Source organism: Flavobacterium sp. Root420, assembly GCF_001427905.1.
Taxonomy (GTDB): domain Bacteria; phylum Bacteroidota; class Bacteroidia; order Flavobacteriales; family Flavobacteriaceae; genus Flavobacterium.
Genome location: NZ_LMEF01000031.1, coordinates 223,415 through 241,901, shown reverse-complemented (window position 1 = coordinate 241,901; position 18,487 = coordinate 223,415). Strand labels below are relative to the sequence as shown.

General features: G+C 34.8%; 10 protein-coding genes and 1 pseudogene. 7 read left to right on the top strand and 4 right to left on the bottom strand.

Going from position 1 to position 18,487, the window contains the following annotated elements:
- Positions 1 to 97 precede the first annotated feature (97 nt).
- The 3 genes from ASC72_RS20010 to ilvA all read left to right on the top strand — a co-directional run bounded on the left by ASC72_RS20010 (position 98) and on the right by ilvA (position 4,243).
- Positions 98 to 2,074 (top strand): urocanate hydratase, encoded by a 1,977-nt coding sequence (locus ASC72_RS20010; protein ID WP_056195059.1) that lies wholly within the window; start codon positions 98 to 100, stop codon positions 2,072 to 2,074.
- A 51-nt stretch (positions 2,075 to 2,125) separates the two neighbouring features.
- Positions 2,126 to 2,662, top strand: coding sequence for a DUF4136 domain-containing protein (locus ASC72_RS20005; RefSeq protein WP_056195056.1), 537 nt, complete (start codon positions 2,126 to 2,128; stop codon positions 2,660 to 2,662).
- A 336-nt stretch (positions 2,663 to 2,998) separates the two neighbouring features.
- Positions 2,999 to 4,243 carry a threonine ammonia-lyase IlvA gene (ilvA, locus tag ASC72_RS20000; protein WP_056195053.1) on the top strand — a complete coding sequence of 415 codons (1,245 nt, stop codon included), beginning with the start codon at positions 2,999 to 3,001 and terminating at the stop codon, positions 4,241 to 4,243.
- 79 nt (positions 4,244 to 4,322) lie between these two features.
- On the opposite strand, the gene ASC72_RS19995 is transcribed toward ilvA, so the two are convergent.
- Positions 4,323 to 6,470: an RICIN domain-containing protein gene (locus tag ASC72_RS19995; protein ID WP_056195050.1), complete on the bottom strand. Its 2,148-nt coding sequence runs from the start codon at positions 6,468 to 6,470 to the stop codon at positions 4,323 to 4,325.
- A gap of 394 nt (positions 6,471 to 6,864) precedes the next feature.
- Here ASC72_RS19995 and ASC72_RS19990 point away from each other — a divergent pair, with 394 nt between their 5' ends.
- From ASC72_RS19990 to ASC72_RS19980, 4 genes and pseudogenes are all read left to right on the top strand, one after another.
- Entirely contained in the window at positions 6,865 to 7,251 is a 387-nt protein-coding gene (locus ASC72_RS19990) for a group III truncated hemoglobin (RefSeq protein WP_056195046.1), read from the top strand.
- Between the two features lie 61 nt (positions 7,252 to 7,312).
- Complete coding sequence (locus ASC72_RS19985) at positions 7,313 to 7,753, top strand: hypothetical protein (RefSeq protein ID WP_056195045.1); 441 nt, start codon at positions 7,313 to 7,315, stop codon at positions 7,751 to 7,753.
- A gap of 426 nt (positions 7,754 to 8,179) precedes the next feature.
- Positions 8,180 to 8,549 (top strand): annotated as a pseudogene (locus ASC72_RS24665) (phenylalanine 4-monooxygenase); the annotation flags it as partial.
- Position 8,550: 1 nt separating this feature from the next.
- A partial coding sequence (locus tag ASC72_RS19980) for an aromatic amino acid hydroxylase (protein ID WP_241775762.1) occupies positions 8,551 to 9,993 on the top strand: 1,443 nt, incomplete at its 5' end.
- Between the two features lie 145 nt (positions 9,994 to 10,138).
- Here the strand turns inward: ASC72_RS19980 and ASC72_RS19975 are convergent.
- The 3 genes from ASC72_RS19975 to ASC72_RS19965 form a co-directional block, all read right to left on the bottom strand.
- On the bottom strand, positions 10,139 to 10,774 hold the full coding sequence (locus tag ASC72_RS19975; RefSeq protein ID WP_056195042.1) for a DUF4230 domain-containing protein: 636 nt from the start codon (positions 10,772 to 10,774) through the stop codon (positions 10,139 to 10,141).
- Between the two features lie 190 nt (positions 10,775 to 10,964).
- Positions 10,965 to 13,283 carry a BamA/TamA family outer membrane protein gene (locus tag ASC72_RS19970; protein WP_056195040.1) on the bottom strand — a complete coding sequence of 773 codons (2,319 nt, stop codon included), beginning with the start codon at positions 13,281 to 13,283 and terminating at the stop codon, positions 10,965 to 10,967.
- Positions 13,267 to 18,360 carry a translocation/assembly module TamB gene (locus tag ASC72_RS19965; RefSeq protein WP_056195037.1) on the bottom strand — a complete coding sequence of 1,698 codons (5,094 nt, stop codon included), beginning with the start codon at positions 18,358 to 18,360 and terminating at the stop codon, positions 13,267 to 13,269. Before ASC72_RS19965 ends, ASC72_RS19970 begins: the two co-directional genes overlap by 17 nt.
- Positions 18,361 to 18,487: the final 127 nt, after the last annotated feature.

Genomic DNA, 18,487 nt, shown 5'->3' with positions numbered 1-18,487 from the left:
CAGTGGAGCGACATAATTAAATACAATAATTTAGATGTTGGATTTTACGTTTTACAAAAATCTAAAATCAACAATCTAAATTCTAAAAATAAAACTAATGACTTTCAAAGAAGAAATACAACAAGGAATTCCCTCCATATTACCTCCAAAAAAACAATACGATTTAGCGATTAATCACGCGCCAAAACGAAAAGAAATTCTTTCGGCTGAAGAAAAAAAACTGGCTTTAAAAAATGCCTTGCGTTATTTTGAGTCTCAACATCACGCCGAGTTAATTCAGGAGTTTTCAGAAGAATTAGAAAAATACGGTCGTATTTATATGTATCGTTTGCGTCCTGATTACAGAATGTACGCCAGACCAATTGATGAATATCCGGGAAAATCTTTGCAGGCAAAAGCGATTATGCATATGATTCAGAACAATCTGGATTATGCTGTGGCACAACATCCACACGAATTGATTACGTATGGCGGTAACGGAGCTGTTTTTCAGAACTGGGCACAGTATTTATTAACGATGCAATATTTGTCTGAAATGACAGACGAGCAGACTTTAACCATGTATTCAGGACATCCGATGGGATTGTTTCCTTCGCATTCTGAAGCGCCGAGAGTTGTCGTTACAAACGGAATGGTTATCCCAAATTATTCTAAACCGGACGATTGGGAAAAAATGAACGCTTTAGGTGTTTCGCAATACGGGCAAATGACAGCTGGAAGTTATATGTATATTGGACCACAGGGAATCGTACACGGAACTACGATTACGGTTTTGAATGGTTTCAGAAAAATAAAATTAAATCCGGAAGGGAATTTATTTGTGACGTCTGGATTGGGCGGAATGTCGGGTGCGCAACCAAAAGCGGGAAATATCGCAGGTTGTATTACGGTCTGCGCCGAAGTAAATCCGAAGATTACGAAAATTCGTCACGAACAGGGCTGGATTAATGAAATTGTAACTTCTACTGAAGAATTGGTGCAGCGCGTAAATTCGGCGAAGGCCAATAAAGAGGTCGTATCGATTGCCTATTTAGGAAATGTGGTTGATGTGTGGGAATGTTTCGACAAGGAAAACATTAAAATTGATCTAGGTTCTGATCAGACTTCGCTTCATAATCCTTGGGCCGGAGGTTATTATCCGGTTGGGATTTCATTTGAAGAAGCCAACGAAATGATGGCTAATAATCCTGAATTATTCAAAGAAAAAGTGCAGGAATCTTTGCGCAGACAAGCAAAAGCAATCAATAAACACACCGCAAAAGGAACTTACTTTTTCGATTATGGAAACGCCTTTTTATTAGAAGCCTCACGCGCGGGAGCTGATGTTATGGCCGAAAATAATATCGATTTCAAATATCCAAGTTATGTTCAGGATATTATGGGACCCATGTGTTTTGATTATGGTTTTGGACCTTTTAGATGGGTTTGCACTTCAGGAAAACCGGAAGATTTACAAAAAACAGATACTATTGCAAGTCAGGTTTTAGAAGAAATGGTGAAAACAGCTCCAAATGAAATTCAGCAACAAATGCAGGATAACATCAAATGGATCAAAGGTGCGCAGGAAAACAAATTGGTTGTAGGTTCTCAGGCCAGAATTCTTTATGCTGATGCAGAAGGAAGAATCAAAATTGCCGAAGCTTTTAACCAGGCAATTGCAAAAGGTGAAATAGGGACTGTAGTTTTAGGGCGCGATCATCATGACGTTTCCGGAACCGATTCTCCTTATCGTGAGACTTCAAATATCTATGACGGATCCCGCTTTACTGCCGATATGGCGATTCAAAATGTCATTGGAGACAGTTTTAGGGGAGCGACCTGGGTATCGATTCATAACGGTGGAGGTGTTGGCTGGGGAGAGGTAATTAATGGTGGCTTTGGTATGGTTCTTGATGGTTCTAAAGAGGCTTCAAAACGTTTAGCATCAATGCTTTTTTGGGATGTTAACAACGGAATTTCAAGACGAAGCTGGGCCCGAAACGACGAAGCTATTTTTGCCATAAAAAGAGCAATGGAAGTTCAGCCTTTACTAAAAGTAACTTTGCCTAATATAGTTGACGAGACTCTATTTTAGTTTAAAGTTTTCTTATTCAATTTAAAATGAAAACATTAAATTTTTAAATATATGAAAACATTCAAATTAGTACCCGTTTTTCTGCTTTTAATATTAGCCTCATGTAGTTCAGTCAATGTTTATTCTGATTATGATAAAAACGTAGATTTTGCACCTTATAAAACCTATGCTTTCTTTAAGCCCGGTATTGATAAAGTCGAAATTTCTGATTTGGATAAAAGAAGAATTTTACACGCGATAGATACCGAAATGCAGGCCAAAGGTTTTACTAAAAGCGAAAATCCTGATTTATTAGTAAATATTTTTACTAAATCAAGAGAACAAGTAAGCGTAAACCAATTTAATGCCGGTTGGGGCTACGGTTGGGGTTGGGGATGGAATCCTTATATGATGTATGGAGGACAAACTACCGTTTCGTCTTCTACAGAAGGGACTTTATTTATCGATTTGATTGATGCCAAAAAGAAAGAGATGATCTGGCAAGGCGAAGGTGTTGCGACCTTAACTAAAAATGTCGATAAAAAAGATGCAAAAGTGGCTGAGATCGTAAACAAAGTTTTAGCGCAATATCCGCCGGTTAAAAAATAGTTTTCAGTGCTCCCGATAGCTATCGGGATCAGTTTTTCAGAAAAAACTAAAAACAGTTATTGAATTCTTCTCAAAATAATTAATACATTTGTTTTTCAAAGAACAAGAAATGACAAACTTAAATAACATTATTATCGTTATCAACATTATTGCAATTCAGCAATAGTGCGAGGTGTTATATAAATTAAGTAATCAAAATAATTTATTAAACCTCCCAAACCGGGAGGTTTTTTATTTAATAACCACAAATTACACAAATTTCCACAAATCATTTTTCAATTTTAGAAAATAAAAATTAGGGCTAATTCGTGCAATTCGTGGCAAAAAACAAAAAACATGAATCTATTTAATGAAGTACTTGCTGCAAAAAAACAGCTTGAAAATGTAGTTGCTGCTACTCCACTGACACAGAATTTAAATCTCTCCGAAGAATTCAAATCAACTATTTTATTAAAAAGAGAAGATTTGCAAATTGTCCGGTCGTATAAAATCAGGGGTGCTTACAACAAAATTTCGTCGTTGAATGAGACTGAAAAAGCAATTGGAATTGTATGCGCCAGTGCCGGAAACCATGCGCAGGGCGTTGCTTATTCTTGTCATCTTCTGCAGATAAAAGGCAAAATTTATATGCCCAAAACAACTCCAAAACAAAAGGTAAAGCAGGTTCAATTATTTGGAAAATCATTTGTAGAAATTGTTCTTACCGGAGATACTTTTGATGATGCCTACGCTTCAGCAACCGCAGATGCCATCAAAAATTATAAAATTTTTATTCATCCATTTGACGATGAAAAAGTGATTGCAGGGCAAGGAACTGTTGGATTAGAAATTCTAGAAAGTTATAAAGAACCAATTGATTATGTTTTTGTTCCGATTGGCGGCGGCGGACTAGCTTCTGGTCTATCTGAAGTTTTTAAACATCTCAGTCCGAATACAAAAATAATTGGTGTTGAGCCAAAAGGAGCCCCTTCGATGAAAACTTCTATAACAGAAAACAAAAACACAGCCTTAAAAACCATTGACAAATTTGTTGACGGTGCCGCTGTAAAACAAGTAGGCGATATGACTTTTGAAATCTGCAAGGAAAATTTAGAAGATATAATTTTGGTTCCGGAAGGAAAAGTCTGCACCACCATTTTGCGTTTGTACAATGAAGAAGCAATGGTTGTCGAACCAGCCGGAGCATTGACTATTGCTGCCTTGGATTTTTACAAAGACAAAATAAAAGGTAAAACTGTTGTTTGTGTTGTCAGCGGAAGCAATAATGATATTGAAAGAACAGCCGAAATAAAAGAGCGTTCTTTATTATATGAAGGTTTGATGCATTATTTTATGATTCAGTTTCCGCAACGTCCGGGCGCTCTGAAAGAATTTGTAAATAATATTTTAGGTCCGGATGATGACATCACTTATTTTCAATTTCACAAAAAAAACAATCGCGAAGTGGGATCTGTAGTGGTTGGATTGGAATTGAAAAACAAAAAAGACATTATGGATATTAAACTCAATATGACTAAAAATGGTTTTGAGTTTCAATATTTAAATGATAATCAAGATTTGTTTACACAATTAATTGGCTAAAAAACAAAAGGCTGTCTAAAATTTTTAGACAGCCTTTTCAAATCAAAATATAAATTACTAATTGAACTCTAAATTGTAGTTATTGTTTCAGCACTTTTTTAGAGTACGATCCTTCACTATCGTTGATCCTTACTACATAAACACCTTTTGGTAATCTTGAAATTTCAATTTCAGATTGGCTTCCTTTTACAAAACTCAGGGTTTTCTTTAAAACACTTTGTCCTGCGATTGAAAATATCTCTACATCTCCGTTTCCTTCATGATTGGTATCAATTTTTAAATAATCATTTGTAGAATTAATGAAAATTGCCATATCATTCGGGCTTTCATTTTCTGTTATTGTCAAAGCTTTTTTGGCTGTAGATTCAACCTGTACTAATTGCCATTGCTGATTTAGTCCGCCGGTATAAGTCCACACCTGAATATTGGCACCATTTGCAGTCGAAACATTTTCAACGTCTAATGATTTTCCACTATTTACATTGATAATTTTATAGTAACCTCCACCAAGAATTGTTACCGTCCATTTAAATTCGTTGGATGCCGAAAATGTCTTTTGCTGCACTTTTAATCCATCAGCTGTTCCGTTGTTTTCTGGGGCAAGGTACATTCCTGTCGATTTTACAATAATGTAGTAATTGCCACTTCCGTCAGAAACAAATTTCCAGCGTTGGTTATTTCCTCCTCCATTTGTAATGTCATATTGCTGAATGCGGCTTCCGTTTGTTGTCGCATTATCCGCTACATCCAAACCTTTATTGCTGTTTCTGGAAATGATATTGTAATATCCCGGAAGATTTGTAGCAGGTGGTGTTCCTGTACCCCAATTAAAAGTAACTGCCGATGAAGCCGGAACCGAATAATTAAATGCTGATGATCCTGAAACAACTTTGATTGTATTGGCTGATCCCGAGTTATACACGACAAGCGCAATTGATCCATCAGGATTTTTAAACCCAGCTGAAAAAATGCTTCCACTAGAACTTGAAGAAGAAATTCTTAAAGCTCCCGGTTTTACAAATTTTGAGATTTGACCAATAATATAATACGCCACATTTTTGGTATAACTCGTACTATTGTTCACCGTAATGGCGCCTAAACAAGTATTACATCCGCCAGGCGTACGTGGCCCTAAGCCTGAATTATTTGCTGCATTCCATTCTAAAACTGTTTTTGACCAGTTATTTGCGCTACCAATAACAACATTTTGCATGTGCCAGCCAAAATCTCCACTGAAGCTACCGCCTGATCCAGTATATTGTTCTGTAAAATAAACGTTTTTATTTGTCGCATTTCGTACTGTTGACATAGCTGAAATATTTCCTAAATACAAATGAAATGCCGCGCCATCAACATAACTGCTATTATTTAAAACATCAATAGGATAAGCTGTATTATCACAATTATGATCAAAAGCTATAATTTTAATTCCACCATATCCGGCAGCTGCCATTTGCGGACCAAGTTGGTTATTAATAAAGTTTTTTTGCTCTGTTGAATTCATTAGCATACTTGGTTCATTGTTCGGATTTTCAGGTTCGTTTTGAGGTGTGATTCCCCAAATAGAAATTCCTTGAGCCGCCATAGCATCAAAATATTTTACAAAATACCTGGCATACGCTGCATAATACTGTGTTTGCAAACTTCCTCCAACCCATGAATTATTAGTTTTCATCCAACGCGGTGCTGACCACGGCGTCGCTAATATCTTAATGTTAGGGTTAATCAGTTTTATCTTTTTGATGATCGGAATCAAATAGGTTAAATCTGGTCCATTAAGACTGAAATTATTCATATTTGTATCTCCGGCAGTTTCATTATAACTATAAGAAGAGCTGCTTAAATCTGAAGCTGCAATACTAATACGAACTACACTGGCATTTAACCCAGTTGTGGGATTATATAAATCATTTAACAATTGGTTTTGCTGAGTTGCGGCCATACCACTGATTACTTCACAGCTTCCTTCGGTTAATGTAAAACCAAATCCATCCATAGTTTGGTAAGTCGTTCCTGCATTAACGGTAACAGTAGAAGGATTAGTTCCTGAATTGGTTCCGAAGCTGACAGTTGATTGTTGCTGCAGTAATTTAGTTTGGTCTCCACTGGTTATCCATGGAGTTACCGTTTGTGCTTTTACCGTTGTAATAAACAGCAACATTATAAGGACTTGCGCCATTATAATTAAATTGGTCTTTTTTGTAGGTTTTTGGGTAGTTTTACGCATAGTTTTTGAGTTTTTAGAAATTGAATTTTTCTTATTTTTTAAGATTAATTTTATTAATACAAAACAATATTATGTTAAATTTAATCAATTTAATAAAACTCCGACTTTACAAATACACATCAAACTAAAAAACCAACTTAACAAAAACTCATCTGCTTATTTTTTAAATTATTGATTTTCAACTATTTAAAAAATAATAAAGAACCAAAATCTCACTTTAAAAATCAAATATTTACAACCAACTAAAAAACAGCAAATTATAAGTTTTTATTTTTGAACCGAAACATTTATTTCCATCCATTTCATATCAAAAATTAGTTGTAAAATGACAAATATCATCGAAGGAGATAAAGTTTAATTGTATTTTTGCACTTCACTTTTTTATATAGAAGACATGGCTGCTCTTAAAGATATTTCAGACGTAGAGGACATAAAATTAATGGTCGATACCTTTTATGATAAGGTTCGAAAGGACGATCTGCTTGGTCCGATTTTTAATGATAAATTGCAGGATCGCTGGCCTATGCATTTACAAAAAATGTATGGATTCTGGCAAACTATTTTATTTGATGTTCGTGCTTATTCCGGAACTCCTTTTCCGCCTCACAAACAATTACCTGTAGATAAAACTCATTTTGACCGCTGGGTTTTTCTTTTCAACTCTTCAATCGACGGGCTTTTTGCCGGGCCTGTTACAGAAGAAGCAAAAATGAGAGCCGAAAATATGGCGTATATGTTCAATCATAAAATTGATTATTTCAGGAATTTAGAGAATCAATAAAAATTAATTCCATTGGTATTTCTAAATAACTAAATTTGGCGGGAACAATTTTTATTAAAACATGAAAAAAGCATTCCTATCTTTTCTATTTTTTCTCTTTATCATTATTTCTTCCAATGCTCAGGCCTCTAAAAGCAATTTATACAAAGGCACAATTGATGGAAAAATAGCCGTTACTTTTTTTATTAAGACAGAAGAAAACCCTTGTACAGCCGATTTACTTTATACTGCCATGTATCGCTACGATAAATCCGGCAGTTGGATTCAATTGGACATTACTCAAAATACCAAAAATGAAAATCAATTTGCATTGGTAGAACATGGCTTTACGGGTCTTATGATTTTGAAAAAAGACGAAACTACTTTTAGCGGCTTATGGATCAGTTCTGACAGCAAAAAACAATTGAAAGTGGAGCTGAAGGAAGCCAAAATGACTAAAAAGGAAACGGAATCGTACGAAGCCAAAATGGAAAAAGTTAATTATGAAAATAACGATTGCTAAAAATTGTTATTTCTATAATTTGAAAATATTCTTTTGAAAACAGATCCCCTAGCCCTGATAGTCCCGAGGCTTCGGGAGAAATCCTTTTTCTTGCTCCTTCAGCAAAGGAAAAGATACAAGCGGATAGCAGGACTAGCTCCTAAAAATCATACTACAACTTCAAAACAAATTTCTATTAAAACCTCAATAAAAAACACTTTCGAACAAAAAAATTGTGATGAATAGCAAAAATTAGCGCCTTAAATTCGTAATTTTACATTCTTAATCTACAACGTTTTCGAAATGAATCCAAATATTGAGACAAACCCGTTATTAGAGCGATTGCCTAAACATTTAAAGCAATTTATTAAACCTCAGGATTATAGCGATTATACGCCGATTAATCAGGCTGTTTGGCGTTATGTGATGCGCAAAAATGTAGATTANTAAACATTTAAAGCAATTTATTAAACCTCAGGATTATAGCGATTATACGCCGATTAATCAGGCTGTTTGGCGTTATGTGATGCGCAAAAATGTAGATTACTTATCAAAGGTTGCCCATCATTCGTATTTGGATGGTTTGAAAAAAACCGGAATCGAAATCGATTCTATTCCGAGTATGTATGGAATGAACCGTATTCTGACCGAAATTGGCTGGGCTGCCGTTGCTGTCGATGGTTTTATTCCGCCGAATGCTTTTATGGAATTTCAGGCTTATAACGTTTTGGTTATAGCTTCAGACATCAGACAATTAGAACATATTGAATATACACCCGCACCAGACATTATTCACGAAGGTGCCGGCCACGCTCCTNTATAACGTTTTGGTTATAGCTTCAGACATCAGACAATTAGAACATATTGAATATACACCCGCACCAGACATTATTCACGAAGGTGCCGGCCACGCTCCTATTATTGCGAATCCTGAATATGCGGAATATTTGCGCCGTTTTGGAGAAATTGGATGCAAAGCGATTTCATCTCACAAAGATTACCAGATGTATGAAGCGATTCGTTTGCTTTCAATTTTGAAAGAAGCCGAAGATACGCCACAAGAAAAAATTGACGAAGCTGAAAAAGCCGTTGCTGATTTACAAAATAATATGGGCGAATTATCTGAAATGGCTCAAATTAGAAACCTGCATTGGTGGACAGTGGAATACGGTTTAATTGGAACTGTTGAAGACCCAAAAATATATGGTGCCGGATTACTTTCTTCGATCGGAGAAAGCTCGTGGTGTATGACAGATAACGTAAAGAAAATCCCTTATGACATTTCGGCTGCGAATCAGAATTTTGATATTACGCAATTACAGCCTCAACTTTATGTAACGCCTAATTTTTCTTATTTAAGTTTGATTTTAGAAGAATTTGCGAATAAAATGGCGTTGAGAACCGGAGGCCTTTCCGGAATTCAGAAACTGATTCATTCGAATGCTTTAGGTACAATTGAATTGAGTACTGGTTTACAAATTTCAGGCGTTTTTACCAATGTTTTGGAAGAGGAAGGAAAACCGGTTTACATTCAGACTACTAGAAAAACAGCTTTATCCTATCGTGAAAAAGAATTAGTCGGCCACGGAACTTTAACGCATCCACATGGATTTGGCAGTCCGATTGGAAAACTAAAAGGTTTCAATCTAGCGATTGAGGATATGAGCCCGAAGGACTTGCAGGCTTACAGTATCGTAGAAAATGAAACCGTTAAATTGGAATTTGAAGGCAATATTATTGTGGAAGGAGAAATCATTACAGGGTCCAGAAACTTACACGGAGAAATCATTTTAATCAGTTTCAGAAATTGTACCGTAACACACGGCGAAACGATTTTGTTTCAGCCTGACTGGGGAAATTACGATATGGCCATTGGTAAAAAAGTAGTTTCTGCTTTTTCCGGTCCAGCTGATGTGAATAGTTTTGATCTGATTAATATTGTTCCGACTTCTCAAACCATTAAAGCAAAACATACAGACAAGCGTGATGATTTGGAAGTTCTTTATCAGACTGTTCGTTCCATAAGAGAAAATAAAGATTCTAATGCTGAACTAAAATCTGTTTTTGAGAAACTAAAAAATGATCATTCTAATGATTGGCTACTTGCTGTTGAAATTGCAGAGCTTTTGAAAGATTCAGATGAAAAACAATTACTACAGGAAGTATTGGTTTATTTGGATCAACTGAAAGAAAAGCGTCCTGAAGTGGCACATTTGATTTCGGGCGGACTGGATTTGATTTTCGACAAGGAAGCCGTATAAATTTAATCTCGCAAAGTCACAAAGTCGCAAAGTTTTAAAAAAAAAGAAGTGATTAAGCGTACTGTTTGTCATTCCGAGGAACGAGGAATGACATAAAATGAGAAAAAATTTTGCAACTCTGCGTCTTTGCGAGATTCTTTTTTCTTTACAACTTTGAATTCAAATCCTGATTAAATTCTTTTTCAGATTCTATTGTTTTTCCGTTGTATTGTAGTTTCCAACCCATTGAATTGGTCAAAATTAAAATCTTTGATAATTCACTTATCAATCTGTTTTGAGCGTTTGTTTTCAGGGATGAATTCTCAATTTTCTTGGCCAGATTTGCCTTAACCGATTTATTGATTTTATTATAATCATCTCCCGTAAACGGGTTCATTTGGCTTTGCTCGATATCATAAAATTTAATATCCGGATTGATTTTAATTTCTTCTTTCGGAATATTTAAAATCGTGATGGTTTTGTTTTTTTCATCGATGTCATATTTCATTTTATGCAAATCGTAGGCAACGGTAACATTTGCATTTACAACAACAAGCGCTTTCTTCTCAAAAGAAACCATATCCAGGAAATATTTCTGCTGATTTTTATATGTGATCACTTCTGAAAAATGTCCTTCGGTCACAACTAATTTTCCAACATTCAGAATTTGTTGTTGAATTAAATTAGTATTGTATTCAATATCTTTATCATCATCCTTTTTGAATTGGCAAAATTTGAAAGCCAAAATTATTAAGAAAACGACTGAAGCTAAAACTAAAATTCTTTTAAGTGTATTTTGCATTACTTTATTTTATTAGACCAATTTACTTCTTTTTTTCAAAAGGGTTATTAAAAGTTTGCCACGAATTTTCACGAATTGGAATGGCATTGAAATGAATTCCACATTTGTGAAATTGACCCAATAAACACAAAGTATGAATTAGTGAAAATTCGTGAAATTTGTGGCAAAAAAATATTCGTAGCAAAAAACATTAAAACGGATATCCAATTGCAATATTCAATATTAGATTTTCTTTTCGCCATGGTCCGCTTCCGAAATCAATATCTTTGATTACCCATCTTTCACCATCAGGTAAATATGGTTTTCTTAGCGGAAATGCCAAATCGGTTCTTAAAATAAAGAAAGAGACATCGAAGCGCAAACCAACTCCGGCACCAACGGCGATTTCTTTCATAAAATCCTTAGAAATTTCGGCTCCAGGTTTATTTGGGTCAGCATTCATAAGCCAAATATTTCCGGCATCGATAAATGCAGCGCCTTTTACAATACTGAAAAGCTTTGCCCTGTATTCGGTACTAAACTCCAATTTTAAATCTCCAGATTGATCTGGCAGATAATTGTTTTCTGTCTCTATATTAAGATAACTTCCCGGCCCAATTGATCTCGCTCTGAAAGCTCGAATACTATTAGTTCCTCCAACCACAAATTGTTTAGATGTTGGTAATGCACTTGAATTTCCGTAAGGAATACCAGCTCCCACAATAATTCTGCTGGCCAACTGACTTTCCTTTCCGAGTTTTAAATAATGCCTGAAGTCGCCTCGCAATTTTACATATTGACTAAAAGGAACATCAAAAATGCTTTTCTGATTACCTTCCTTAACATTTGCTCCGGTCACTAAACCTGTAACATTTCCTGCCAAATCTACTTCTCCACTAAAATAAAACGTATTTTTTTTACGCTTCTGCATTGTATTGGTAAACGTATAGGTATAGGTCGGCCCAAAAATCAATTGTTTTTCGATTACTTTTCCCAATGATTCATCTTGTTCAATATCATCCAAATATTCCTGTGTTACATTATTTGGACTCACATAAGTAATATCCATTATATTCAGTTGATGTTCTTTTCGAACGTTCTCTTTCCACAAATAACCATAAGAGGCTTTGAAGGAATTTAAAGAATACAATTGTGTCCTGTTTTGATATTCATATCTTACAGTTGCTTTGGTTCTGGGCACATATTCGCTTGAGCCTTCAACATGAAAAAACGGAACAATAAATCTCGGCCAGGTTAAACTGGTTTCTGTTCCCACTTTATAAATGTTCTTACCGTTATTGGTTCCGGAAAGCTGAAAATCGGCACCGCCAAAAACAGATACCGTAAGTAATTCGGCTCCTTTAAACAAGTTTCTATTATTCCAATTGACATTCAATTCTGTACCGGTGTAGCTGGCCGAATTGGTTTTTCCCAAAACCTCAACACGAATGAATTTCTTCGGAAGGAGCGTTAAATAATAATACGAATCTAAAGTCTTTGGCAAACTGTCTGAAGGTTTAAATTCATTTTTCACAAAACTAAAAGTTCCGAGATTTACAAAACGGTTCAATGTCAAATTATGATCTTTTCGATTGTACAAATCTCCTTTTTTAAAGTAAATGGTCCTATCAAAAACTCGCGGATTAAAAGTATTGGCTGTGTCGATAATCGTGAAATCTTTATACTGAACAACGTCTTCCGGTTTGTATTTCAGACTGTCTTTTGAAATCGCAAAATTTGGATAAACAATGATTTTATTAATCTTATAAGCAGTAAGCGCTTTTGGCGGTGCATCGGCTTTTATCACCAATTTGATTTTTACTTCATGATCACCTTTACTGCTGTCGACCTGTGCTAAAATATAATCAGGATTAAAATAAAAATAGCCTCGCTCCTTCAACCTTGCATCTATCCTTTCTCTTTCGGCTTTAATGACATCCAAATCATACGGTTTTCCTACTTTCAATAAACTTCTTCGGCTTGATCTTCCAATTATCCTTGACATTGCCAAAGAATCATCTGGAAAAGTCACACTTTTAATGATATATTGTTTTTTAGGCGTAACGGTATATTCCGCTGTGGCTCTTTTATTTTTAGCTGTCGAATCGGCGCTGACACGTGTTTTAAAATAACCTCTATTCTCCGTGAAATTTCGCAAAACAGATGCGTTGTAATCTAAATCAACTTTACTAAAAAGCACTGGCGGTTCCCCTACTTTAGTTCGTAACCAATACCGAATTCCCTTTTCTTTTTTAGGTTCGCCTGCGATGTTATAAATCCATAATTTAGGACGTAATCCTAAAAACTGTTTGTTAGGTTTAGGACGTAACAAATCTTCCAGTTCCTTCTCCAGTTCCTTTCTTTCTTTCTTTTTAATGACAGAATCTTTTACTGTCACAGAACCGCCTGTGTACAATAATTCTCCTTCTGGCAGATATTTTGTATTACTGCATCCAAAAACAAAAAATAAGGACAGCGCAATAAAATATCTGATATATTCCATTCTCCTATTGCTATGTTTTTTGCTCATCTCCTTCTAATTGATTTTCGTCTTTCTCTTTCTCTTCTTTTTCTTTGAGTTTTCTCTTTTCCTTGCGCAGTTTTTCTTCTTTAATCATTTCTTTTTCTGCCAAACTTCTGTGGAAAAGCTCTCTAAATTTATTGTAACTCATCGTAATAATAAAAGCAACTCCCGTTTCAATAACCTGACCTTCAACGGCAACCTGATATTCATTTTTTCGATAAGCACGAAGCATATAACGCCCGTCTTTGGTTAATTGATAATCCAATGCCACATCACCGGCAATATTGGTACTTTCTTCGTTAGCACGTTCCTGGCCTTCAACAGCGAAACTACTTCCAACGGTAACTTTCAAACGATCATCTAAAAGCTTTTTAGAAACCCCAACATTTAAGTCGGTTCTGTTTTCTCTGGTTCCAGTTGTATAATCATCTGTAGATTCCAGATCGAATTCTAATTGAACTCCGGAGATCAACTCTCCAGCCAAATCATTTAATTGTTGAGAAAGAATTTTACTCACACTTTGCCTTGCCAATGATTCTGCGCTGGTTCCACCGCTTTCACTGGCAAACGGATTTTCGCCAATAAATCTGTTCAATAATAAAAGGGCAAAAACCTGTTTGTTTAATTCGGCTGGCTCTTGCCTTAATTGTTCCAGTTTTTGCTGTGTGGTTTCTACAATTGCTGATGACACATCATAATTTCCGTCCGGCAGAACAATATCAAAAGTAATTTCAGGCTTCATTAATTCGCCATTCATTTTCAATAAAGTCTGAAATGGTATTTTTTGTTTATAGGTGTTTTTAATGGTTTGAGAGTCATTTCCTAACTGATTTCCAAGCAAATCGATTGGCGCCGCTTCAACTTTATAAATTGCTGTAATATTTACATTCGCCATCGTTGGTTCACCGTTCCAGATAATATAACTTCCTTTCTGAATATTGAATTTTCTACGGATCATATTGAAATTCATTTCATAAGCACCATCTGAAAATTCATATTTACCAGTTAAAGTTGTTTTTCCCGATGGGTCAATTCCGCCTGTCAATTCCGCTACGCCTTTTAGATTTAAATAATCTCCATTTCCTTTATCAATTACTAATGTAAGATCAGCTTCTTTATCTATTGAAATTGCAACATTAACATCCATACCAAGTAACTCTGACTGATCCAGTTTTTCTTTCATCTCAGCTGTTTGTTTCAGATAGAGATTATCCTCATCTACAAACTCGACAATTCCTTCTCTATCTGCAATTGATGGATCGGACTGAGGCAAAACAACTGAAAATTTTGTTTCGTCTTTGATTTTGATAGTACCTCCCACAATAGGATTTTCAAGTGTTCCTTTGACATTCAGTTTGGCATCTAAAATCAAATCGCCGTAAAATAAATCGTTGTCTTTTTCTTTAGAATGAATGGCTCTAAAATCGTCTGCAACTACAGTCAACCCAAAATCAAAATTGGTATAATCTGCCGATTTAATAGTTCCGTTTATCGTCAGCTTATTATCATTTTCATCATTAAGGGTGAAGCTGTCAAAAGTAATTACGTCATTTTGAAGCGTAATTTTTTCGTTGGCCGTTTTAAAATAAGAATTGAATTTCGTCACTCTGAAACCGGCATCATTAAAATTTAATTCTCCATTCACTTTTGGTGCGCTGGCATTTCCTGTAATTTTAAAATCTCCTGATAAATAACCGCTTCCTTCCTTTATATTGTCCATACTGAAACCCTGAATACTTTTGATATTCAGTTTATTCAAATCAAGATTAAAGTCCAGATTTCCATTGGCGACACTATATGTTCCTGTCAGATTTACGTCGTTATCTTTGCCAGTCAGTGTGACATTGGCATTCAATAAATCATTGGTTTTATTATCTACTTTAACAGCAATATCACCAACTGGTTCACCTTTAAAAGCAAAATCATCAATTTTTATATCTGATGTAAAAGTGGGTTTTGTCATTACATTTTCGGCAACAGCATTTCCGTTGATCAGTCCCTGCATTAACAATTTATCTTTTTTGACCATATTCATAATGGTCTCGATTTTGAAGTTTACAAAATCAACCTGAAGTGGCGCATTATCCTGAGTTCCCTGTGATTGAATTTTAAGCTGGTTACCCGAATTTTCTATGTTGAATTTACTGACATAAAGTCTTTTTCCTCCAAATTCAACCGAGTTTTCAGGATCAATATTCCATTTATCATAATTCAGCACAAAGTTTTCTGCATCTATTATGAAGATGTTTTTAGAATCTTCTGCTTTAAATTCGCCGGCAATAAAATACTGTTGTTTGTCTTTTGCATCTTTTACTTCAAGTGCATAATCCAAAATATTGTTTTCAACTTTTCCCGACAAACTCGTGAACGGAATTTTCAAAGAACCACTTTCAATTGTTGCCACCGAAATTTGATATTCCAATGCATTTTCTTTGGCTTCTATATTTATTTTTCCGTCGGCTATAGTATTATCGGCATAAACAATTCTCGGAATAGTTCCTTTTATTTCTAAAGAATCGGTTACGTTATTGTATTTCCCTTCGATTTTCAGAGGTTCTAAGCCTGTTAATTTCGGAACCAGTTTAAAAAGAATTGGATCGTTATCAATCGTCAATGTGAAAGCCAAACGCTGTTCATCAGATTCTCCGTTTACTTTCGGATTTTTTAAATCAATGTATTTTGAAAGTGATTTTTTTATTGCCGATGCCAGAGTTGGCAATTTGTATTTTCCGTCCACTTCCGCTTTTAAAAACTGAGAGGAGATTTTAATATTATTTCGGCTTTCATCTGAAAAAGCGATTACACGAATCGAATCTAAAACAATTGGTTCCTTATCCTGTAAAACCTGAATGTTCGAAAAAAACACTTTTCCATTTAAAAAATCCGGATTACTATTGGCGATATCGGCATCAACATTTCCACGCAATTTCATTGGTCCGGCGTGAAGATGCAGTTTTTCTAAATCGGCAATATCAAGGTTTAGTTTTAATTGAACAGATGGATATTTATCTTTTGTATTTCCGCTGGCTGTTAAATCAAAATTTAAATTCGGATCTTTCATTCCTGATTTTACAGCGAAAGATCCGTTTTCGATATTTCCTTTTAAAGCTAAATCTCTGTAGGTATATTTATTGAAAACCGCTTTCTGAACCAAACCATCCAGATCTGCCTGCGCCGTTTTTGGATCTAAACCTTTTCCTTTTATTTTCGCTTTAAGCGTAACTTTTCCGATGGAGTCGTTTTTGATTAATCTTCCTAAATCAAAATCTAATAAATAAACAGTTGCATCGTATTTCTCTCTTTTTTTGACACGCTGATCAAATAATGCATCAACTTTTGCATTTCCGAAACTACTGTTTAAAGCCAGATTCGTTTTGAAATTCTGCACAGAACCTTTAAATTTTCCCTGCAAACTCAATTGAGAAGGCAATTGAATGTTTTTCGGAATTGTGCCTACTGGTACAAAACCGTAAATATCTTTTGAAGTGCTTGAAAGCTTCTTAATATCTAAATCGTAATACGCTTTTTGAGCATCTGGAAGTCCTTTGATTTTCCCTGAAAGAGAAACTTTTGTCGTTCCGATTCCGCTCATTTCGAATTGCGGAATATTCAAATCTTTTACCTTCCCGCTCAAGCGAGTATTCAAATATAAAATCGCATTTGGATTACTTTTAAACGGATTTGTTTTTTGTAAATCCGGAGCAAATAATAAAATGTCTCTAAAACCGATTTTAGACTGATTTAAATTAGCATCAAGGCTCAGATTGGCAATATCCTTTTTTAAAGCGTTAAGCGAAGGATAGGCAATTTTAATTTTATTCTGAAGAAGGGTTTGTGGTGTTCTCAAATATAAATTATCCACAGAAGCATTTTTGGGACCGTAAAAGAAATCGGTTTTTAAAGATTGAATCTGCAATCCGCTTTTATCGTTTACAGCAAGAGATTTTATATTTCCTGAAATCGTATCATTTCCATAATATAGTTTCTCGGCTTTAAAATTGAATTTATCCAAATCCATGTGACTGTAATCGATTCCTTTTGAAAGCGGTTTGGATTGCATATCATCAAATTTGAAAGCGATGTTCTCTAAATTAACATCAGCCAGTTTGACTTTCCAGCCTGACTGTTTGATTGAAGTTGTATCTAAACTCGGCGCCTGAATTTGTTTGTCTTTGGCACCCAAGCGTAAATTCCCTTTTAGATTTTTCAATTCGAAAGTATCAAAATCCAAAAGCTGATTGTTCATATCAATTTTATTCACTGATAAGTCTAAATTGCCTAGTTTGATTCCCGAATCTAATTTGGAATCTTTATTATCGTATGCGATATCAATTTTTGATAAACTGATTTTCCCAAGCTTTAAACTGAAATCTTTTCTTTTCGAAATCGTATCAACTGTTTTTACCGAAACTTCAGCAATTTTCTCGACAACATCCTGATTCAAAACGACTTTTAATCCATTTAAAGCAATATTTGGAATATTGAAATTCATTTTATCCAAATCAAATTCTTTGAATTTCGTATCAAAATGGGTCAGTTTTACCCGAACATCATTTTTAGAATAATCATCTTTAAAATTGAATTTGATATTATCGAGATTTACTTTTACAACAGATATTTTAAAAGGTTTACTATCCGGATCTTTTGGTTTTTCAAGCTCTTTTGACTCGAACGCTTTTATAATATAATCGAAATTGAAAACACCCTCTTTATTTCTGGAAATATTGGCCGTAGTGTTTTCTAAAGAAACAGAATTGATCTCCAATTCACTACTAACCAATTTAAACAAATCGACATCTACAACTAAGCGTTTACCGGCCAGCAAAGTATCTTTCTTTTGATCTTCAAAATAAAAACCTTCCAAGACTACATCTTTTGGAAATTTAATCGAAATATGATCTAAGGAAACTTTGGTTTTGATCTTATCGTGCAGATAAGTAATCGCTTTGTCCTTAACTAAATTCTGAACCGATGGAACCTGGATTAAAATAATGACAAGCAATAAAAGTGCGACGATAGAACCCACGCACCATAGGAGTACACGTAGTGTTTTTTTAAGAAAATGAATTGTTTTTGTATTCATACGTCAATAAAACACATTTAGATTAAAGTTGCATTATTATAAAGCTGTATTTCGACAGTTTACAAAATTGAAAAATTTAAACCTTAACAATTTACATAATTATGCTCAAATATTCTAGAATTTTACT

What these genes read in the sequence shown, in the direction of transcription:
- ASC72_RS20010 (WP_056195059.1), top strand. Translation starts at nt 98, where the DNA reads ATGACTTTCAAAGAAGAAATACAACAAGGAATTCCCTCCATATTACCT.
- ASC72_RS20005 (WP_056195056.1), top strand. Translation starts at nt 2,126, where the DNA reads ATGAAAACATTCAAATTAGTACCCGTTTTTCTGCTTTTAATATTAGCC.
- ilvA (WP_056195053.1), top strand. Translation starts at nt 2,999, where the DNA reads ATGAATCTATTTAATGAAGTACTTGCTGCAAAAAAACAGCTTGAAAAT.
- ASC72_RS19995 (WP_056195050.1), bottom strand. Translation starts at nt 6,470, where the DNA reads ATGCGTAAAACTACCCAAAAACCTACAAAAAAGACCAATTTAATTATA.
- ASC72_RS19990 (WP_056195046.1), top strand. Translation starts at nt 6,865, where the DNA reads ATGGCTGCTCTTAAAGATATTTCAGACGTAGAGGACATAAAATTAATG.
- ASC72_RS19985 (WP_056195045.1), top strand. Translation starts at nt 7,313, where the DNA reads ATGAAAAAAGCATTCCTATCTTTTCTATTTTTTCTCTTTATCATTATT.
- ASC72_RS19975 (WP_056195042.1), bottom strand. Translation starts at nt 10,774, where the DNA reads ATGCAAAATACACTTAAAAGAATTTTAGTTTTAGCTTCAGTCGTTTTC.
- ASC72_RS19970 (WP_056195040.1), bottom strand. Translation starts at nt 13,283, where the DNA reads ATGAGCAAAAAACATAGCAATAGGAGAATGGAATATATCAGATATTTT.
- ASC72_RS19965 (WP_056195037.1), bottom strand. Translation starts at nt 18,360, where the DNA reads ATGAATACAAAAACAATTCATTTTCTTAAAAAAACACTACGTGTACTC.